The following is a 19,165-nucleotide window of genomic DNA, read 5'->3' as shown; positions in this document are numbered from 1 at the left end:
TCAAATTGAGCATTGATCACATTGTTCAATATTTTCGATTTCTTGTATCGTGATAAGGATGATTTTTAAATCCAATAGACTAGGGAAAAAATAACAAATGCAATCAGGTGCTATTCGTCCAATTCCAAATATGTTACCGCGTAAACTATTTACTTCCGATCATGAAGCATTTCGCGAAACCGTCCGTAAGTTTTATGAAAAAGAAGTTGTTCCAAATATTGAAAAATATGAGCAACAACAACACGTCGATCGTGATTTGTGGAATAAAGCAGGTGAACTTGGCTTACTCTGCACCACCATGCCTGAAGAATATGGTGGCTCAGGTGTAGATCGACTGTACAGCATGATTCTGATTGAAGAGCAAGCTTATGCAATGGACTCAAGCACAGGGTTTTCTTTGCACTCAGATATCGTTGCCAACTATATCAATAACTTTGGCAATGACGCGCAAAAACAACAATGGCTACCGAAAATGGCAACAGGTGAAGCCGTTACAGCGATTGCGATGACAGAACCAGGAACAGGTTCAGATTTACAAGCCGTTCGCACCACAGCCGTGCTTGATGGCGATGAATATGTGATTAATGGCTCTAAAATCTTTATTACCAACGGCTATCTCTGTGACATGGCTATTGTCGTCTGTAAAACAGGCAACAATGAAAAAGGTTCAGCCAACTTATCTCTGATTATTGTTGAAGCAGACCGCGCAGGTTTTAGTAAAGGTAAACCTTTGAATAAAATCGGCATGAAAGGTCAAGATACCTGTGAATTGTTCTTTGATGATGTGCGTGTACCCAAAGAAAATCTTCTTGGTATGGAAGGTATGGGCTTCATGATGCTGATGAAAGAGCTTGCGTGGGAACGTATGCTGGTTGCGATCATTTGCCAAGCAGGTGCTGAAGCTGCCTTTGCTCATACAGTGCAATACACCAAAGACCGTAAAGCATTTGGCAAAGCAATTAGTACCTTCCAAAACACTCGTTTTAAACTGGCAGAGTTACGAACTGAAATTGATTTCTGTCGTACCTACCTAGATCGTTGCATGGAATTACAGCTAGAAGAAAATTTAGGGGTGGATGCAGCAGCAGCAGCTAAATACAAAATCTCTGACATGTTCTCAAAAGTTGTAGATGAATGCTTACAATTACATGGCGGTTATGGCTATATGCTGGAATATCCAATTGCACGTGCTTATATCGACAACCGTGCCAACCGTATCTATGCGGGTACCAATGAAATCATGAAAGAACTTATTTCACGTACCTTGTAATCAAAACCGAAACCAAAAAAGGAATAGTGCATCAGCACTATTCCTTTTGCATTTACTTTGGCTCAACCTTATCAGAAGGTTGACTAGATATAGGATTCATCCGTGCCATTAATTGTTTTACCGTCGGATTTTCAATATGCTGCTGCATGGTCGTGTTCAAAGCAGTTCGTGCATGTTGTGTGGTGAAATGTGCAACCTCGCTCCCCACCTCACTTGCTTTTTTTGCCCAAACTTTTCCTTCAGTAGATTGATAAAAAGTTAATGCCGCTTGTAATTCTTTTTGACTAAACGTTTCGACATAGCGCTGAACAATAAATTGCTTTCTTTGCTCACTATTTAAGTTTTTAACTAAATCCACATAAAAGCTTTCTGGTATATCTTTCGGCAAACGCATACGGATTTGCTCTAAAATCATCTTGTCAGTACTTTGCAGACCTTGCTCTGTTCCATCAATAGACACCAACTTTTGCGCGATCACTTCTTTTTGTTTGACATCACTTGCAAAAGAAAAAGTACTCAATAATAAAGTCCCCAAAATTAGTATTTGCTTCATCACACTTTCCTTGCTGATCAATTTTTTTAATGTGCTCAATATACTCGATATTTAAATTATTTAAATTATTTAAAAAATATCCATTCAACATTTAAACAAAAAGCCCTATGCATTTGCATAAGGCTTGTTTACTTCAATTAAACCATTATGACACTAATTTTGGTTTACGATCTGCTTGCTCGTCACGTTTACTAAATTGTAAAACGCCATCATTAAATTTCGCATTTTTCAATTCTTTACGATCAGCAAGGTAGTTGTTGGTTACTTTCCAAGGGGCACGACGACCTTGTTTAGGCATTACATCAGCAGCACGGGCGATATAACCTGATGACAAGCTCCCCATTACAGTATCTTCCATTAAATCAGCTTGGTTACCCAAAGCAATGACTTCGTCAAAGCCATTCTGGTCCATGTGATTGAGCAAGCGACAAATGTAGTCAGCAGCAACATCCACTTTTAAAGTCCAAGATGCATTGATATAACCAATGATCATCGCCATATTCGGAACATCACTGACCATCACACCTTGATACAGCATATGATGAGAGGTATTCATTGGCTTACCATCTATCGAACCTTTCACACCACCTAGAATCTGAATTTCTAAACCTGTTGCAGAAATGACAATATCAGCTTCCAAGTGCTTTCCAGACTTCAATAATACGCCATTCGCAGTGAACTTCTCAATTTGATCCGTTTCAACACTGGCTTGACCTTCACGCAGTGCTTTGAACAAATCACCATCAGGTACAACACATAAACGTTGATCCCAAGGATTGTAGCTAGGTGTAAAGTGTTTCATATCTACTTTACCCTTAAGCTGTAATTCAATACCTTTCAACAATAAACGACGTACTGTTTTCGGATGTTTTAGTGCAAGTGCATAAATTGCACGTTGCATCCCGATATTACGTGCGCGGGTAAATTTATATGCAGTTTCTTCTGACATAAATTTACGGGTCTTTTCATAAATAAAGTCAATCGAAGGAATGCTTGCAATATACGAGGGTGAGCGCTGTAACATCGTGACATGCCCTGCTCCACCTTTCACCATTGAAGGAACGAGAGTAATAGCTGTTGCACCACTACCGATGATAACAACCTTCTTACCTTTATAATCTAAATTTTCTGGCCAATGCTGTGGATGGATCAATTGACCTTTAAAATCTTCTTGATGAGGAAATGTTGGTGCATAACCTTGATCATAATTGTAGTAGCCAGTACAACCCATTACAAAATTTGCTGACCAAGTTTGTTTTTTCTTGTTGCTGTCTTCTATTTCAACCAACCATTTTTTCTTAGCAGAATCATAGTTTGCAGAAAGGACACGATGACCAAAATGAATTTTTTCTTTTAACTTAAATTCGTTAATAACTTCAGCGAGGTAACCCTTGATTTCTGGACCACTTGCCAAAACTTTTTCTTTCGCCCATGGCTTAAAATTAAAACCAAAAGTTGACATATCAGAGTCAGAGCGAATCCCTGGATAACGGAATAAATCCCAAGTTCCACCAAAACTTTCACGACGCTCTAAGATTTCAAAACTACGTTGTGGACAGTTTTTAGAAATATGCACAGCAGAGCCAATCCCAGAGATTCCTGCGCCAATAATTAGAACATCAACTTGCTTTTCCATTTTTTTTATACCTAGTAGAAATCATGAGTTTATTAAAGCACAAATTTGACAATACACAATGTCAAGTTTAGTCATTCATCGGTTTTTTTATATCAGTTCGGGACATTTTGCAGAAAAATTGGAGCTCATACATCTCGAATTTTCCGACTGGGTGTCTGTTTTAGCCAATCAAGAGTTAGCTTAGCTATACACCACTCCTATCTAGATGCTTTAGCTAGTTAGTTTTAACTTATGATGAAAAGAAAAGTGTAATACTGACCAAATAAAGAGCGCCAGACAATATAAAGACTTTAGAGGCATTCTAGCGCACTGAACTCTAAAACTGCTTACAATAAGTTTTTTGATGCTTCAGGTAACACATCAAAGATTTCGTATAAGCTGTATTACAATTTTAGATAATTTAAACTAAAGTTTAGAGTTCAATGACTATATAGAACCATATGAAAATACAATATTTATCTATTTTTCTACTTTTGAGCATATTATTTTCAGGGTGTATAAATCAAGCTCCCATAAAGTTTTTTACGACACCGGTATTAATCATAAATAAAAGCAGAAATAATATTTCAATGCTTTCATCTGTTCATTCTTCATTATATGTAGATAAAAATGGCTGTATTCGATTAGGGAATGATTCAGGTCCTTTAATCATTTGGCATCATGATAGTAAATTAGAAAACTCTTTTGATGGAAAAATTACTATCATTGAGGGTTTTACAGGTAAGTCTATATTTATTGGTGACCAAATAACCTTGAGTGGTGGTTTACACGATCTAGAACCAACAAATGTTACGCCTATAATTCCAAAGACTTGTTCTAATCATGGATATTGGATTTCTGGACAATTGAAAAAGTAAAATGCTCTTCATTTAAGGTTTATCTATACAAAACCTATTTCATAAATATTAAAAAATAGTTATTACATTAATTTTTTATTGAAAAGGGCTGAGATATTTCAATTTTTTAAAATACACAATAAAAAAGGTTGGCTTTCGCCAACCTTTTTTGAACAACTGTTCTACACGTAGAAGTATTATTTTACTTCACGGTCAACGAGTTCAACGTAAGCCATCGGTGCAGCATCACCTGCACGGAAGCCCGCTTTAAGAACACGAAGATAACCGCCGTTACGTTCTTTGTAACGAGGGCCAAGAATGGTAAATAATTTACCAACAGTTGCTGCAGAGCGAGTACGAGCAAACGCTAAACGACGGTTTGCTACTGTATCGTTTTTAGCCAAAGTGATTAAAGGCTCAGCAACGCGGCGAAGTTCTTTCGCCTTAGGCAAAGTTGTTTTAATTAACTCGTGCTCAACTAAAGCATTTGTTAAATTTTGGAACAACGCCTTACGGTGGCTGCTTGTACGGCCTAATTTCACACCACTATTACGATGACGCATGGTGATAGTCCTACTTAATTAACGGCTACGATAGGCAAAACGGTCATCCATACGGAGACTAGCTGGTGGCCAGTTCTCTAAACGCATGCCGAGTTGTAAACCTTTCGATGCCAAAACATCTTTGATCTCAGTTAACGATTTTTTACCTAAGTTTGGAGTTTTTAACAACTCAACTTCAGTACGTTGAACAAGATCACCAATGTAGTAAATATTTTCTGCCTTCAAACAGTTAGCAGAACGAACAGTTAGCTCGAGATCATCTACTGGACGAAGCAAGATTGGGTCAACTTCTTCGCGAGGTTCTTGAGCCACAGGTGTTTGATCTTTCTGAAGATCAACAAAAATTGCAATTTGTTGTTGCAAGATTGTTGCCGCTTTGCGGATTGCTTCTTCTGGATCAACAGTACCATTAGTTTCAAGATCGATCACTAGCTTATCAAGATCAGTACGTTGTTCTACACGAGCATTTTCAACTGTGTAAGACACGCGCTTAATCGGGCTATAAGAAGCATCTAACTGTAAACGACCTACAGGACGTGTTTCGCCTTCCGGGAAACGAGAGTCAGATGTTTCATAACCACGACCTTGAGAAACTTTAAGGCGCATTTTTAATGAACCAGAAGAACTCAAAGTACCAATTAAATGATCAGGGTTAACCACTTCAACATTATGAGGTAAACGAAGGTCAGCTGCTGTTACGTCACCTGCACCTTGTTTCTCTAATGTCAAATATGCTTCGTTTTGATCGAACAGCTTAATAGACAATCCTTTTAGGTTCAGCAAGAGCTCGACGATGTCCTGCTGCAAGCCTTCTAAAGTACTGTACTCGTGCTCGACGCCTTCTATTTCTACCTCTACCACAGCAGCGCCAGGCAGAGAAGACAATAGAATGCGACGTAAAGCATTACCTAGAGTATGACCAAAGCCACGCTCTAAAGGTTCCAGAATCACTTTTGCCGAGGTCCCGCTCACCGCTTCGACCTTGATCGCTTGCGGAGTTAGAAACTCGTTTGCAGTACGCGTCATTTATTGCTACCTCAAGGATTATTTAGAATACAATTCTACAATCAAGCTTTCGTTGATTTCAGCAGGTAAATCAGAACGATCTGGTGCAGCTTTGAACGTACCTTCCAACTTAGAATGATCAATTTCCATCCAAGCAGGTGTACCACGTTGAGCAGCTAATTCAATTGCATTTTTAATACGCAATTGTTGCTTAGCACCTTCATGTACCGCAATTACATCACCCGCTTTTACTTGAATAGACGCAATGTTTACACGACGACCATTTAAAGTAATAGAACGGTGACTGACTAACTGACGAGCTTCTGAACGTGTAGAACCAAAACCCATGCGATAAACAACGTTATCAAGACGGCTTTCGAGCAATTTCAACAAGTTTTCACCTGTTGCGCCTTTCACACGAGCAGCTTCTTTATAGTAATTACTAAATTGACGTTCTAACACACCGTACATACGACGTACTTTTTGTTTTTCACGTAATTGTAGTGAATACTCAGATTGCTTACCACCACGAGCCGCACCATGTTGACCAGGTGCTTTATTGTGCTTTTTGGTTTTAACATCAAACGGTTTAACGCCTGATTTAAGTTGCAGGTCTGTCCCTTCGCGGCGAGAGAGTTTGCATTTTGGACCAATATAACGAGCCATGAATGTTTCTCCTTACACGCGACGTTTTTTAGGTGGACGGCAACCGTTGTGAGGAATTGGCGTCACATCGGTAATGCTGTTAATTTTATAACCCACTGCGCCTAATGCACGAACCGCAGACTCACGACCTGGACCAGGACCTTTTACAAGGACGTCTAGGTTTTTCAAACCGTAATCCAAAGCTGCTTTACCAGCAACTTCAGCAGCTACCTGAGCAGCAAACGGAGTTGATTTACGTGAACCACGGAAGCCTTGTCCACCAGAGGTAGCCCAAGCCAATGCATTACCTTGACGATCGGTAATCGTTACAATGGTGTTATTAAAAGAAGCGTGAATGTGTGCAACACCTTCAGAGACGGTACGAGTGACCTTCTTGCGTGTGCGAGTATCTTTAGCCATCTTTTAGCTTCCAGAAATCTTACTTTTTAATCGGTTTGCGCGGACCTTTACGGGTACGTGCGTTAGTTTTGGTGCGTTGACCACGGACAGGCAAGCTGCGACGATGACGAAGACCACGGTAGCAGCCTAAATCCATTAAACGTTTAATGTTCATGGAAATTTCGCGACGTAAATCACCTTCGGTTGGAACCTTAGCAACTTCTGCACGAATCGCATCAAGCTGTGCATCGTCCAACTCACGGATTTTTGTAGTTCCAGCAATACCAACAGCAGCTAAGATATTCTTAGCTGTATGGCGGCCGACACCAAAAATATACGTGAGGGAGATAACAGCATGCTTGTTATCCGGAATGTTTACACCGGCAATACGAGCCATTCACTTTTCTCCAAAAAGGCAGCAGAGATAATCAACCGCCCCACAAAAATCTTGAGGGGCGGATAATAACCTAATTAGCCTACTGAAATCAACAGGTCTTAATTAAATTAACCTTGACGCTGCTTATGACGAGGTTCTGCGCTACAAATTACGCGAATAACCCCATTACGACGGATAACTTTACAGCTACCACAAATTTTCTTTACAGAAGCTTGTACTTTCATGATGAAACCTCTAAGTGCGCTTATCCCTTCGGATGAGCAGTCGTTTTTCTCATTAACGTTTGATTATCATATTGATGCGAAGTAAGGTGTGCTTGAAGTTGTGCCATGAAATCCATGACTACGACAACAACAATCAACAATGATGTCCCACCCAAATGGAATGGAATACCAAACGAACTTTGCAGAACCATTGGCATTAAACACACCACGGTAATGTAAATTGCACCAATAAACGTCAAACGGTTAAGAATATGATCTAAATAACGAGCCGTTTGCTCACCTGGACGGATACCAGGCACATATGCTCCGCTACGTTTTAGATTCTCTGAAACTTCTTTCGGACTAAAAACGAGTGCCGTATAGAAATAACAGAAGAAAATAATTAACCCGCCAAAGAGCATCAAATACAACGGCTGTCCAGGCGATAACACCAATGCCAAGTCTTGCAGACTACGTTTTACAATCCCTGCATTTGGATCAGCACTCCCTAACCATTGCCCCAAACTCGCTGGAAATAATAACAGTGAGCTTGCGAAAATCGCTGGAATAACACCCGCCATATTAATTTTTAATGGCAAATGCGTTTGCTGTGCAGTAAACACCCGACGACCTTGCTGTTTTTGAGCATAGTTCACTGGAATACGACGTTGTGCTTTTTCAATAAACACAATCGCAGCGAGAACTGCTAACGATAATAAACCGAAGACAGCTAATCCAATTAAACTACCTTGACCATTCTGAACAGACGAGAACGACTGAATTACAAGATTTGGCAAACCAGCCACAATACCTGCAAAAATGATCATTGAGATACCATTACCAACACCACGTTCGGTAATCTGTTCTCCCAACCACATCAAAAACATTGTTCCTGCAACAAGCGAAGTCACTGCTGGAACATAAAATGCCAAGCCTGATGTCAAAGTAATACCCTGACTAATCAAACCAGCACACATCCCTATACCCTGCACGAGTGCAAGAAATAAGGTGCCGTAACGTGTGTATTGATTGATTTTACGTTTGCCTTGCTCGCCTTCTTTTTTCAAAGCTTCTAACGAAGGAACCACCGTAGACATCAACTGCACAATAATTGATGCAGAAATGTACGGCATAATCCCTAACGCTAGAATTGACATGCGCTCCAATGCGCCACCAGAGAACATATTAAATAAGCCTAAGAAGGTACCTTCATTAGCCTTAAAAAAGCTCGCTAGTGCCACACTGTCAATGCCTGGCAACGGAATATGCGCTCCTAGTCGAAAGACCAACAACGCGCCAATCAAGAACATTAATCGACGAATAATTTCACGGTATTTCACATGAAATGGTTGGCCTTTCATCATGTTAACATGACCTGAAGAACTAGGAGTCATAGACACTCGAGATTACTCCTCGACCTTACCGCCAGCTGCTTCAACAGCAGCTTTAGCGCCTTTAGTCAACGTAACACCTTGTACAGTGAACGCGCGAGTGATTTCACCTGAAAGCACGATGCGAGCACGAATTTGGTCACGACGAACTACATTCGCAGCTTTTAAAGTTTCAAGGCTAACTACATCACCTTCCACTTTATTCAACTCAGACAAACGTACTTCAGCAGTTTTCAAAGCAATTTGGCTAGTGAAGCCGAATTTTGGCAAACGACGATAAAGTGCTGTTTGACCACCTTCAAAGCCTGGACGAGTACCACCGCTTTTACGTGATTTTTGACCTTTGACACCACGGCCACCAGTCTTACCAACGCCTGAACCAATACCACGGCCTAAACGACGGTTGTCACGCTTAGCACCTTCTGCTGGTGCAAGTTCATTTAAACGCAGAGTCATGGCTTATTCCTCTACACTAACCATATAGTAAACTTTGTTGACCATACCACGGTTAGAAGGCGTATCTTGCACTTCTACAGTATGACCAATACGACGCAGACCTAAACCCTGTAGGCAAAGTTTATGATTTTTTAAACGATGCGAAGAAGATTTAGTCTGGGTAACTTTAATCGTTTTCATGATTGATTACCCTTGAATTTCTTCTACTGATTTACCACGTTTCGCAGCGACTTTCTCAGGAGAAGTCATATCACGCAAACCTTTGAAAGTCGCGTTTACTACGTTAGCAGCATTAGTAGAACCGTAACATTTAGCAAGTACGTTATGTACACCAGCAGCTTCAAGAACAGCACGCATCGCGCCACCAGCAATTACGCCAGTACCTTCAGAAGCAGGCTGCATGTATACACGGCTTGCACCATGACGAGCATTCACAGGGTGCTGTAAAGTAGTCCCCGCAAGGTCTACAGTAATCATGTTGCGACGAGCAGCTTCAAGTGCTTTAGAGATAGCAGCTGGAACTTCACGTGCTTTACCACGACCAAAACCTACGCGCCCATTACCATCACCCACAACAGTTAATGCTGTGAAAGAGAAGATACGACCACCCTTAACAACTTTGGCTACACGATCAACGGCAACCAGCTTTTCAACGAGACCTTCGTTTTGTTCAACTTTCGCCATGATTAGAACTCCAAGCCGCCTTCACGAGCAGCATCAGCCAAGGCTTTGATACGACCATGATATTTAAAACCAGAACGGTCAAATGCAACTTTAGTAACGCCAGCTGCTTTAGCACGTTCTGCGATTAAAGCACCAACCTTAGTTGCTGCATCGATATTACCAGTCGCACCACTACGCAAAGATGCATCCAAAGTTGAAGCTTGCGCTAAAACTTTTCCACCATCTGCTGAAATAACTTGAGCATAGATGTGACGCGGAGTGCGGTTTACACACAAACGAGTCGCACCCAATGCACGAATGTGCAAGCGTGTGCTTTTCGCACGACGCAAACGGGTTTGTTTCTTTTCGTTCATAAGAACCTCGCGCCTTATTTCTTCTTAGCTTCTTTACGAAGAATAACTTCATCCGAATAACGAACACCTTTACCTTTATATGGTTCAGGAGAACGATATGCACGGATTTCCGCCGCCACTTGACCTAACAACTGCTTGTTTGCTGATTTCAATACGATTTCAGTTGCAGTTGGAGTTTCCGCTGTTACACCTTCAGGTAAAGCGTAGTCAATCGGGTGTGAGTAACCAAGGTTAAGGTTTACAACAGTACCTTTAACCGCAGCTTTATAACCAACACCAACAAGCTGTAACTTACGTTCGAAGCCTTCACTAACACCTTTTACAAGGTTGTTCAATACAGCGCGAGCAGTACCAGCTTGCATCCAAGCGTCTTTCGACTCTTTAGCCGGAGCAAGTTGAAGATTACCTTCTTCCTGTTTTAGCTCGACCAGCGCATGCAGGTTGAAAGACAATGTACCTTTGCTGCCTTTCACTTCGACCTGCCGGCCGTTCTGAGTAACTGTTACACCATTCGGCACAGTTACTGGGGCTTTAGCCACACGAGACATGAGGAATCACCTATTAAGAAACAAAAGCAATAACTTCACCACCAACGCCTGCAGCACGTGCAGCGCGATCAGTCATGATGCCTTTGCTTGTAGAAACAATTGCAATACCCAAACCTTGCTTAACGCTAGGTAGTTTATCTTTACCACGGTATTGGCGTAGGCCTGGACGGCTTACACGTTTAACCGTTTCGATAACTGGTTTGCCTTCGAAATATTTTAACGTAATTGTCAAAGTAGATTTAATCTCTTCTTGAGCAACTTCTACATTTGAAATATAACCTTCTTGTTGAAGTACGTTTGCAATAGCAACCTTCAACTTAGAAGAAGGCATAGAAACAGTTTGTTTCTTTGCCATTTGTGCGTTACGAACACGGGTTAGCATGTCGGCAACGGTATCTTGCATACTCATTTAGTCGCTCCTTACCAGCTTGCCTTAACAACGCCCGGTACATCACCTTGCATTACTGTTTCACGTAATTTGTTACGGCCTAAACCGAACTTACGGAAGTAACCATGAGGACGACCAGTTAAACCACAGCGGTTACGAAGACGCACTGGAGATGCATTACGTGGCAATGCCTGTAACTTTAACATCGCATTGAAACGTTCTTCCTCACTTGCATTTACATTTGCAATCGTTGCTTTTAATTCAGCACGTTTTGCAGCGTATTTAGCAACTGTCTGTTCGCGTTTCAATTCGCGATTAATCATACCTTTCTTAGCCATATCGACCTCTTATTTGAACGGGAAGCCGAATGCACGCATAAGCGCACGGCCTTCGTCATCGCTACGAGCAGTGGTCGTAATCGTGATGTCTAAACCACGGATACGATCAATTTTGTCAAAATCGATTTCAGGGAAAACGATTTGCTCTTTTAAACCCATAGAGTAGTTACCACGACCATCAAATGATTTCGCTGAGAAACCACGGAAGTCACGGATACGAGGGATTGCGATAGAGATCAAACGATCCAAGAATTCGTACATTTGGTCGCCACGTAAAGTAACTTTACAACCAATTGGCCAACCATCACGGATTTTGAAACCAGCAATCGATTTACGAGCAAGCGTCACAACTGGTTTTTGACCAGCAATGAGTTGCATATCAGCAACAGCGCCATCTAATAATTTCTTATCAGTTGCAGCTGCGCCTACACCCATGTTAAGGGTGATTTTTGTGATGCGAGGAATTTCCATCACATTCTTAATGCCAAGTTCTTCTAGTAACTTTGCTTTAAGTTCGTCATTGTAACGTGCTTTAAGTCTGGCCATTGCCTTTTCAACCTATTACTTCGCTGTCGCCACTGATTCACCATTTGATTTGAATACACGCGTTTTAGCGCCATCAATCACTTGGTAACCAACACGGTCAGCCTTTTGGGTTGTAGCATTAAAAACTGCCACGTTTGAAATATGAAGCGAAGCTTCCTGAGTAACAATACCGCCTTCGGCGCCAGTTACACGGTTTGGCTTCTGATGCTTCTTCACTAAGTTAAGGCCTTCAACCTTAACTCGATCTTCAGAAACAGACAAAACGATACCTTGTTTGCCTTTCTCTTTACCTGCGATCACAATTACTTGATCGCCTTTTTTAATCTTAGCCATGATTGCCTCTTATAGAACTTCAGGAGCCAATGAAATGATTTTCATGAACTGTTCAGTACGAAGTTCACGAGTCACCGGTCCGAAGATACGAGTAGCAATCGGAGCTTTATTGTTGTTCAAAATAACAGCAGCGTTATCATCAAAACGGATCACAGATCCATCTGGACGACGAATGCCGAACTTTGTACGAACAACTACAGCATTCATTACGTCACCTTTTTTAACACGTGCGCGTGGAATTGCTTCTTTTACAGTAACTTTAATAATGTCGCCAACAGAAGCATAACGACGATGTGAACCACCTAGTACTTTGATACATTGTACGCGGCGTGCACCACTGTTGTCTGCTACGTCGAGCATACTTTCGGTTTGAATCATTGCCCTACTCCAAAACCGAGCATCACCGGTCACAATTTCGAAAGGCTCAAAGAGTACTCGAAATCGCCCGATGATGCAACAAGAACGTCTAATTACTCAGCAGCTGCTTCAACGACTTCCACTAAAGCCCAAGCTTTAGTTTTAGAAATTGGGCGGCTTTCTTTAATGGTCACTAGGTCGCCAGTTTTAGCAACGTTGTTCTCATCATGAGCGTGTAATTTAGTTGAACGGCGGATTGATTTGCCATACAACGGGTGTTGAACGCGGCGTTCAATAAGCACAACAATAGACTTGTCCATTTTGTCGCTTACGACTTTGCCGGTTAACGTGCGGACTGTTTTTTCATTCATTGTCCGTTCCCCTGTTTTTCGGTAAGGAGTGTCTTGATACGAGCAATAGTTTTACGAGCAATTTGCACTTCGTGCGATTTACCCAATTGACCAGTTGCTTTCGCCATACGAAGACGGAATTGGTTAAGCTGTTGCTCATCAAGCAAAGCTTTCAACTCTTCTACCGATTTTTCACGTAGATCTTTAGTTTTCATTACATTACCGTCCGAGTCACGATAGTGGTTTTAAACGGAAGTTTAGCTGCAGCCAAAGCAAATGCTTCGCGCGCTAACTCTTCGCTAACACCTTCAATTTCGTACAGGATCTTACCTGGTTGAATCTGACAAACCCAGTATTCCACACTACCCTTACCTTTACCCATACGAACTTCTAATGGTTTTTCAGTAATTGGTTTGTCCGGGAATACACGGATGAAGATTTTACCACCACGTTTAATACGACGGCTAATGGTACGACGCGCAGCTTCAATTTGACGCGCAGTCATACGACCACGTTCAGTTGCTTTAATTGCGATCGAACCAAATGATACTGTACTACCACGATGCGCTAGACCAGTATTACGGCCTTTGTGCACTTTACGGAATTTGGTACGTTTAGGTTGCAACATGGATTATTCTCCCTTGTCAGCAGCACGGTCACCGCGACGACCACGACGCTCTTGACCTTCACCACGACCACGACCACGTTTAGCTGGACGATCTTCAGCAGGAGCAGGGTTCATGACTTGTTTCATGCCACCTAAGATCTCGCCACGGAAAATCCAAACTTTAACACCAATCGTACCGTAAGTTGTTTCAGCACGTACAGTTGCGTAGTCGATGTCTGCACGAAGTGTATGCAAAGGTACACGACCTTCACGATACCATTCAGTACGAGCAATCTCTGCACCACCTAAACGACCAGAAACTTCAACTTTGATACCTTTAGCGCCAGCACGCATTGTGTTTTGTACCGCACGCTTCATAGCACGACGGAACATCACACGCTTTTCTAATTGTGAAGCAATTGCTTCAGCAACTAAACGCGCGTCCAAGTCTGGGCGATCAATTTCATTGATGCTTACTTGAGCTGGAACACCCATAATAGTGGTGAGTTCGCGCTGTAATTTCTCGATATCTTCGCCTTTTTTACCGATTACGATACCTGGACGGGCAGTGCTAATAGTTACTTTAGCAGCGCCAGTAGGACGTTCGATAAGAATATTACTAATCATCGCATTCTTAAGTTTTTTATTTAAAAACTCACGAACTTGAAGATCTTTAAGTAAATATTCAGCGTATTGTTTCGGACTCGCATACCAGTTAGCGTTATGGCGTTTCACAACACCCAGGCGGATACCGATTGGATGAACCTTCTGACCCATATCAAACCCCTACCTTAACGGTGATGTGACAAGTACGCTTAGTAATACGATCTGCACGGCCTTTAGCACGTGGCATGATACGCTTAAGGCTTACACCTTCATCAACGTAAATCGTAGTTACTTTAAGGTCATCAACATCTAAGCTGTTATTGTGTTCAGCATTCGCGATCGCAGATTCAAGTGCTTTTTTAACAAGCACAGCCGCTTTCTTGTTGCTGAAATTTAGAATATCTAGCGCGCGCGCGATCGATTTACCACGGATCAAATCAGCAACTAAACGTGCTTTCTGTGCCGAGATAGCGGCACCGCGTAATTTTGCAGTTACTTCCATCATAGCACCTATTAACGTTTAGACTTCTTATCAACACCGTGACCACGATAGGTACGAGTTGGCGCGAATTCACCGAGTTTATGACCAACCATATGCTCAGAAATAATTACTGGAACATGGTTACGACCATTGTGAACAGAAATTGTTAAACCAACAAAGTCTGGTAGGATCATTGAACGACGTGACCAAGTTTTGATCGGCTTACGGTTGTTAGCAGCAATAGCAGCTTCAACTTTAGCGAACAAATGTGCGTCGACGAATGGACCTTTTTTTAATGAACGAGGCATTATTCAGATTCCTTACTTGACGCGACGGTCGCGAATAATCATCTTAGTCGTACGCTTATTGGTACGTGTCTTGTACCCTTTAGCTTTTTGACCCCATGGACTTACAGGCTGAATACCTTTACTACGTCCTTCACCACCACCGTGTGGATGGTCAACCGGGTTCATCGCCATACCACGAACGGTAGGACGAATACCACGCCAGCGTGAAGCACCAGCTTTACCCAATGAACGAAGGTTGCTTTCTTGGTTAGAAACTTCACCAATTACAGCACGACATTCAACATGGACTTTGCGCATTTCACCTGAACGTAAACGAACAATAGCGTAAGAACCATCACGACCCAACAACTGAACTGAAGTACCAGCAGAACGTGCTAATTGAGCACCTTTACCGATTTTAAGTTCAAGGTTGTGCAAGGTAGAACCGATTGGCATGTTACGAAGCGGCAAGCAGTTACCTGGACGAATTGGAGCATCGTTACCAGATTGAACTTTATCACCAGCACGTAGGCCTTTTGGCGCAATGATATAACGACGTTCACCATCAGCATATAGAACTAAAGCAATATGAGCTGTACGGTTAGGATCGTATTCAATACGCTCTACAGTCGCAGGAATACCATCTTTATTACGTTTAAAGTCAACAATACGATAGTTTTGTTTATGACCACCACCTACATGACGTGTAGTGATGTGACCATTATTATTACGACCACCAGTACGTTTTTTTGCTTCAACCAACGGCGCATAAGGTGCACCTTTGTGGAGATGGCTATGAACCACTTTCTCTACAAAGCGACGTCCTGGAGACGTTGGCTTACATTTTTGAATTGGCATAATTCTCGTCCTTATTCCGCTGCGTTTTCAGCGGTATCGCCCAAGTCAGCCATTTCAACATCTTGGCCAGCTTTCAGGGTGACGTATGCTTTTTTCACATCAGAACGACGTCCTAATGTTTTACCAAAGCGTTTTGTTTTACCTTTAGTGATTGTTGTGTTTACTTTAACAACCTCAACACCAAAGAGTTGCTCAACTGCTTTTTTGATTTCAAGTTTGTTGGCATTAAGCGCAACTTTGAACACTTGAACACCAGCAGTATCACCTAAAACTTGTGCTTTTTCTGAGAATACTGGTCCTTGAAGGACTTGATAGATACGTTCGTTGTTCATCCGAGTTCTACCTCAATTTTCTTAGCAGCAGCTACAGACATTACAACCTTATCAAATGCGATCAAGCTAACAGGATCAATCGCAGTTGCATCTACCACATCTACGTGTGGAAGGTTGCGCGCTGCAAGATACAAGTTCTCATCTACAGCATCTGTAATGATCAATGCACGAGTTGCATTCAAGTCGTTAAGTTTAGCAAGCAATTCTTTAGTTTTTGGAGCTGCAACAGCAAACTCTTCAACTAACACAAGGCGATCTTGGCGAACAAGTTCAGCTAAGATACATTGCATTGCGCCGCGATACATCTTACGGTTTACTTTTTGAGACCAATCTTGTGGGCGAGCAGCAAAAGTTTTACCACCACCTACCCAGATTGGGCTACGAATAGAACCCGCACGAGCGCGACCAGTACCTTTTTGACGGAATGGTTTTTTACCACCGCCAGAAACATCTGCACGTGATTTGTGAGCACGAGTACCTTGACGACCACCAGCTAAATAAGCTGTAACAACTTGGTGTACAAGAGCTTCGTTAAATTCACGTCCGAAAGCAACTTCAGACAATTCAACAGCAGAGCCGGAAACAGTTTTTAAATTCACAGTATTTCCCCTCAGGCCTTGATGGTAGGACGCACGATAACGTCACCGCCAGTTGAACCAGGAATAGCACCCTTAACAACTAAAACAGAACGTTCAGCGTCAATAGATACAATCTCAAGACCTTGAACTGTTACGCGTTCATCACCTAAGTGACCGGCCATTTTCTTGCCTTTGAACACGCGACCAGGTGTCTGGTTTTGACCTGTAGAACCTAAAACACGGTGAGACAACGAGTTACCATGAGTAGCATCTTGCGTACGGAAGTTCCAACGCTTAACACCACCTTGGAAGCCCTTACCTTTTGATTGACCAGTTACGTCAACTACTTGACCAACTGTAAACATGTCAACACCGATAGAACCACCAACTTCACGACCGTCAAGCTCAGCTTCAGTAACACGGAACTCTTTAACCAAACGACCAGCAGCAACACCCGCTTTCGCGAAGTGACCTTTCTGAGCGTTAGTTACGCGCGATTCGCGACGTTCACCAGTAGTTACTTGAATTGCTTGATAACCATCAGTTTCAAGTGTTTTGATTTGCGTAATGCGGTTTGGATCGACTTCGATAACTGTAACAGGTACAGATACACCAGCATCTGTAAAGATGCGAGTCATACCACATTTGCGACCGACTAAACCAATAGCCATGTGCATAAACCTCTAAAAAAGCGGCCTAATTAACTTAAACGTTAATCAACCGAAAGCCTTAACCCAAAGCGATCTGAACATCTACACCAGCAGCAAGATCTAACTTCATCAATGCATCAACAGTTTTATCTGTTGGTTGAACGATATCGATCAAACGTTTGTATGTGCGGATTTCATACTGATCACGTGCGTCTTTGTTGACGTGTGGTGAAGTAAGAACGTTGAAGCGTTCGATGCGAGTAGGCATCGGAATTGGACCACACACTTGTGCGCCAGTACGCTTAGCGGTTTCTACGATCTCTTGAGCAGATTGATCAATCAGACGATGATCAAAAGACTTCAAACGGATACGAATTCTCTGGTTAGACATACCAGTAAACTCCAAGCCAAATATATAAAGAATCACCCATGACGCACCTCACCTTTTAGGTAAGTGTCAAGGGCAGTGAAAATCACTATGGTCGTGATCGATGCCACGACTGTCATGCATTTACTACTTTACTCGCAGTAAACGCCCTCCTATTGAGGGACGCTCATTATAGCGATTGTTTAAGTCTTATGCAATTCTTCTTTTTTATTTTTAGATTTTAACCTGCCTTATGCGCTCACTACGTAGTCTATCGCTTGATTAAGCAAACGATTTCCTTGCTCAAATTTGCTTTTCAGGGTTCTTTTTAGCTCAGATATCGGTTGTACGTACTCACCATTAAATACAGCCGCATCTTCCTCATTCTCGATCAAAAGATGTAAAGCATGCGGCGTAATTTCAGGATGAAATTGAAAACCAAGCACATTGCGCCCAATCTGGTACATCTGATTGCGACACACGCTATTTTCAGCCAAATGCACACCACCGCGTGGTATTTCGAAAGTCTCACTATGCCATTGCATAATGTTAATTTTCTCAGGAATTTGAAAACAATTTTCTGGGATATGCGTCGCTCTGCCGACATCCATCCAGCCCAATTCCTGATGAGGATTTCGACTCACTGCCGCACCCAACGCATTTGCGATCAACTGACCACCCAAACACAAACCAATCGCTGGCTTACCTGCTGCCAGATAACGACGCAACCATCTTTTTTCTAGCTTCAACCAAGGATAATTCACCTCATCATTGACGCTCATCGTTCCACCCATAATAATCAGCAGATCGACCTCATCTACCCTTGGCAATGCTTCCAATTCGAGTGGTAAATCAACGGGTAAAGCGAAAAATTCAGTTGCGGTAATTTTTGCTTGATTTGCCTTTAAGTAATCGTAGCAACTTCCAAAACCTTCACCTGCGATGTGCTGAAAATAATGCACTCTTAAATGCGACTTCATGCGCTAAAACCTATTTTAGTTAGAATGATAATAATTCTTAGCAAAAATAAAGCCAGTTCTAAGTCAGAGTGTTCTATCTGTACCGATTCTGTACAAAACATGCAAATCACTGGCAGCTTTGCTTATTTTCTCTTAACCTAATTCATTATATCGCTTTGATTTTGCCCC

General features: G+C 42.0%; 32 protein-coding genes and 1 pseudogene. 2 read left to right on the top strand and 31 right to left on the bottom strand.

The genetic code is table 11. From position 1 onward, the window contains the following. Window positions 1-97: 97 nt before the first annotated feature. Window positions 98-1,270 carry an acyl-CoA dehydrogenase family protein gene (locus MMO38_RS11605; RefSeq protein WP_004672975.1) on the top strand — a complete coding sequence of 391 codons (1,173 nt, stop codon included), beginning with the start codon at window positions 98-100 and terminating at the stop codon, window positions 1,268-1,270. 52 nt (window positions 1,271-1,322) lie between these two features. Here MMO38_RS11605 and MMO38_RS11600 read toward each other — a convergent pair whose 3' ends face one another. Together MMO38_RS11600 and MMO38_RS11595 are read right to left on the bottom strand one after the other, a co-directional pair. Beyond that, a complete protein-coding gene (locus tag MMO38_RS11600) occupies window positions 1,323-1,823 on the bottom strand; it encodes a DUF2059 domain-containing protein (RefSeq protein WP_241323633.1) in 501 nt (166 codons plus the stop codon). Between the two features lie 145 nt (window positions 1,824-1,968). Continuing rightward, the gene (locus MMO38_RS11595) at window positions 1,969-3,459 is read right to left on the bottom strand and encodes an NAD(P)/FAD-dependent oxidoreductase (protein ID WP_004672977.1); all 1,491 of its coding nucleotides are present in this window, start codon (window positions 3,457-3,459) and stop codon (window positions 1,969-1,971) included. Between the two features lie 440 nt (window positions 3,460-3,899). Here MMO38_RS11595 and MMO38_RS11590 point away from each other — a divergent pair, with 440 nt between their 5' ends. After that, window positions 3,900-4,316, top strand: a complete 417-nt coding sequence (locus tag MMO38_RS11590; protein WP_241323632.1) for a hypothetical protein — start codon at window positions 3,900-3,902, stop codon at window positions 4,314-4,316. Window positions 4,317-4,492: 176 nt separating this feature from the next. On the opposite strand, the gene rplQ is transcribed toward MMO38_RS11590, so the two are convergent. The 29 genes and pseudogenes from rplQ to MMO38_RS11445 all read right to left on the bottom strand — a co-directional run bounded on the left by rplQ (window position 4,493) and on the right by MMO38_RS11445 (window position 18,997). Continuing rightward, entirely contained in the window at window positions 4,493-4,858 is a 366-nt protein-coding gene (gene rplQ / locus MMO38_RS11585; RefSeq protein ID WP_004672979.1) for a 50S ribosomal protein L17, read from the bottom strand. 18 nt (window positions 4,859-4,876) lie between these two features. After that, a complete protein-coding gene (gene rpoA / locus MMO38_RS11580) occupies window positions 4,877-5,884 on the bottom strand; it encodes a DNA-directed RNA polymerase subunit alpha (RefSeq protein ID WP_004672981.1) in 1,008 nt (335 codons plus the stop codon). 18 nt (window positions 5,885-5,902) lie between these two features. Continuing rightward, window positions 5,903-6,529 (bottom strand): 30S ribosomal protein S4, encoded by a 627-nt coding sequence (rpsD, locus tag MMO38_RS11575; RefSeq protein WP_004672983.1) that lies wholly within the window; start codon window positions 6,527-6,529, stop codon window positions 5,903-5,905. A 12-nt stretch (window positions 6,530-6,541) separates the two neighbouring features. Beyond that, window positions 6,542-6,928, bottom strand: a complete 387-nt coding sequence (gene rpsK / locus MMO38_RS11570) for a 30S ribosomal protein S11 (RefSeq protein WP_001040166.1) — start codon at window positions 6,926-6,928, stop codon at window positions 6,542-6,544. A gap of 19 nt (window positions 6,929-6,947) precedes the next feature. After that, on the bottom strand, window positions 6,948-7,304 hold the full coding sequence (gene rpsM / locus MMO38_RS11565) for a 30S ribosomal protein S13 (protein ID WP_004672984.1): 357 nt from the start codon (window positions 7,302-7,304) through the stop codon (window positions 6,948-6,950). A 107-nt stretch (window positions 7,305-7,411) separates the two neighbouring features. Next, complete coding sequence (gene rpmJ / locus MMO38_RS11560) at window positions 7,412-7,528, bottom strand: 50S ribosomal protein L36 (protein ID WP_000867907.1); 117 nt, start codon at window positions 7,526-7,528, stop codon at window positions 7,412-7,414. A 20-nt stretch (window positions 7,529-7,548) separates the two neighbouring features. After that, window positions 7,549-8,868 (bottom strand): preprotein translocase subunit SecY, encoded by a 1,320-nt coding sequence (gene secY / locus MMO38_RS11555; RefSeq protein ID WP_171063511.1) that lies wholly within the window; start codon window positions 8,866-8,868, stop codon window positions 7,549-7,551. 45 nt (window positions 8,869-8,913) lie between these two features. Further along, window positions 8,914-9,354, bottom strand: a complete 441-nt coding sequence (gene rplO, locus MMO38_RS11550; protein ID WP_004672986.1) for a 50S ribosomal protein L15 — start codon at window positions 9,352-9,354, stop codon at window positions 8,914-8,916. A 3-nt stretch (window positions 9,355-9,357) separates the two neighbouring features. Beyond that, a complete protein-coding gene (rpmD, locus tag MMO38_RS11545; RefSeq protein ID WP_003653652.1) occupies window positions 9,358-9,534 on the bottom strand; it encodes a 50S ribosomal protein L30 in 177 nt (58 codons plus the stop codon). A 6-nt stretch (window positions 9,535-9,540) separates the two neighbouring features. Continuing rightward, entirely contained in the window at window positions 9,541-10,038 is a 498-nt protein-coding gene (gene rpsE, locus MMO38_RS11540) for a 30S ribosomal protein S5 (protein WP_001141025.1), read from the bottom strand. A gap of 2 nt (window positions 10,039-10,040) precedes the next feature. After that, complete coding sequence (gene rplR, locus MMO38_RS11535; RefSeq protein ID WP_004660364.1) at window positions 10,041-10,391, bottom strand: 50S ribosomal protein L18; 351 nt, start codon at window positions 10,389-10,391, stop codon at window positions 10,041-10,043. Between the two features lie 14 nt (window positions 10,392-10,405). Then, window positions 10,406-10,939, bottom strand: coding sequence for a 50S ribosomal protein L6 (gene rplF / locus MMO38_RS11530; RefSeq protein WP_004672987.1), 534 nt, complete (start codon window positions 10,937-10,939; stop codon window positions 10,406-10,408). Window positions 10,940-10,952: 13 nt separating this feature from the next. Continuing rightward, complete coding sequence (gene rpsH, locus MMO38_RS11525; protein WP_004672989.1) at window positions 10,953-11,348, bottom strand: 30S ribosomal protein S8; 396 nt, start codon at window positions 11,346-11,348, stop codon at window positions 10,953-10,955. Window positions 11,349-11,359: 11 nt separating this feature from the next. After that, window positions 11,360-11,665, bottom strand: a complete 306-nt coding sequence (rpsN, locus tag MMO38_RS11520; RefSeq protein WP_004672990.1) for a 30S ribosomal protein S14 — start codon at window positions 11,663-11,665, stop codon at window positions 11,360-11,362. A 9-nt stretch (window positions 11,666-11,674) separates the two neighbouring features. Further along, the gene (rplE, locus tag MMO38_RS11515; RefSeq protein WP_004672992.1) at window positions 11,675-12,211 is read right to left on the bottom strand and encodes a 50S ribosomal protein L5; all 537 of its coding nucleotides are present in this window, start codon (window positions 12,209-12,211) and stop codon (window positions 11,675-11,677) included. A gap of 15 nt (window positions 12,212-12,226) precedes the next feature. Further along, window positions 12,227-12,544 (bottom strand): 50S ribosomal protein L24, encoded by a 318-nt coding sequence (gene rplX / locus MMO38_RS11510; protein ID WP_004672994.1) that lies wholly within the window; start codon window positions 12,542-12,544, stop codon window positions 12,227-12,229. Window positions 12,545-12,553: 9 nt separating this feature from the next. Beyond that, the gene (rplN, locus tag MMO38_RS11505; protein WP_004657680.1) at window positions 12,554-12,922 is read right to left on the bottom strand and encodes a 50S ribosomal protein L14; all 369 of its coding nucleotides are present in this window, start codon (window positions 12,920-12,922) and stop codon (window positions 12,554-12,556) included. Window positions 12,923-13,014: 92 nt separating this feature from the next. Next, window positions 13,015-13,272: a 30S ribosomal protein S17 gene (rpsQ, locus tag MMO38_RS11500; protein ID WP_004672995.1), complete on the bottom strand. Its 258-nt coding sequence runs from the start codon at window positions 13,270-13,272 to the stop codon at window positions 13,015-13,017. Then, entirely contained in the window at window positions 13,269-13,466 is a 198-nt protein-coding gene (gene rpmC / locus MMO38_RS11495) for a 50S ribosomal protein L29 (protein ID WP_000849927.1), read from the bottom strand. The genes rpsQ and rpmC overlap by 4 nt, the downstream gene beginning before the upstream one ends. Then, window positions 13,466-13,879: a 50S ribosomal protein L16 gene (gene rplP / locus MMO38_RS11490; RefSeq protein WP_004672996.1), complete on the bottom strand. Its 414-nt coding sequence runs from the start codon at window positions 13,877-13,879 to the stop codon at window positions 13,466-13,468. Before rplP ends, rpmC begins: the two co-directional genes overlap by 1 nt. Beyond that, window positions 13,819-14,635 (bottom strand): annotated as a pseudogene (gene rpsC, locus MMO38_RS11485) (30S ribosomal protein S3). The gene rplP and the pseudogene rpsC overlap by 61 nt, the downstream one beginning before the upstream one ends. 1 nt (window position 14,636) lies before the next feature. Next, window positions 14,637-14,966: a 50S ribosomal protein L22 gene (gene rplV / locus MMO38_RS11480; protein ID WP_004672999.1), complete on the bottom strand. Its 330-nt coding sequence runs from the start codon at window positions 14,964-14,966 to the stop codon at window positions 14,637-14,639. 11 nt (window positions 14,967-14,977) lie between these two features. Then, window positions 14,978-15,253 carry a 30S ribosomal protein S19 gene (rpsS, locus tag MMO38_RS11475; RefSeq protein ID WP_004673001.1) on the bottom strand — a complete coding sequence of 92 codons (276 nt, stop codon included), beginning with the start codon at window positions 15,251-15,253 and terminating at the stop codon, window positions 14,978-14,980. Between the two features lie 12 nt (window positions 15,254-15,265). Further along, window positions 15,266-16,090, bottom strand: coding sequence for a 50S ribosomal protein L2 (rplB, locus tag MMO38_RS11470; RefSeq protein WP_004673002.1), 825 nt, complete (start codon window positions 16,088-16,090; stop codon window positions 15,266-15,268). Between the two features lie 11 nt (window positions 16,091-16,101). Further along, entirely contained in the window at window positions 16,102-16,422 is a 321-nt protein-coding gene (gene rplW / locus MMO38_RS11465) for a 50S ribosomal protein L23 (protein ID WP_004673004.1), read from the bottom strand. Continuing rightward, on the bottom strand, window positions 16,419-17,021 hold the full coding sequence (gene rplD, locus MMO38_RS11460) for a 50S ribosomal protein L4 (protein ID WP_004673007.1): 603 nt from the start codon (window positions 17,019-17,021) through the stop codon (window positions 16,419-16,421). The genes rplW and rplD overlap by 4 nt, the downstream gene beginning before the upstream one ends. Window positions 17,022-17,032: 11 nt before the next feature. Beyond that, the gene (gene rplC / locus MMO38_RS11455) at window positions 17,033-17,671 is read right to left on the bottom strand and encodes a 50S ribosomal protein L3 (RefSeq protein WP_004673009.1); all 639 of its coding nucleotides are present in this window, start codon (window positions 17,669-17,671) and stop codon (window positions 17,033-17,035) included. Between the two features lie 58 nt (window positions 17,672-17,729). Further along, window positions 17,730-18,041: a 30S ribosomal protein S10 gene (gene rpsJ / locus MMO38_RS11450; RefSeq protein ID WP_000070912.1), complete on the bottom strand. Its 312-nt coding sequence runs from the start codon at window positions 18,039-18,041 to the stop codon at window positions 17,730-17,732. Window positions 18,042-18,268: 227 nt separating this feature from the next. Further along, window positions 18,269-18,997, bottom strand: coding sequence for a type 1 glutamine amidotransferase (locus MMO38_RS11445; protein ID WP_004673010.1), 729 nt, complete (start codon window positions 18,995-18,997; stop codon window positions 18,269-18,271). Window positions 18,998-19,165 lie beyond the last annotated feature (168 nt).

It is taken from the genome of Acinetobacter sp. NIPH 1852 (genome assembly GCF_022549455.1).
Lineage (GTDB): Bacteria > Pseudomonadota > Gammaproteobacteria > Pseudomonadales > Moraxellaceae > Acinetobacter.
The sequence above is the reverse complement of the archived record's forward strand: the minus strand, read 5'-3'. Positions and strand labels throughout refer to the sequence as shown.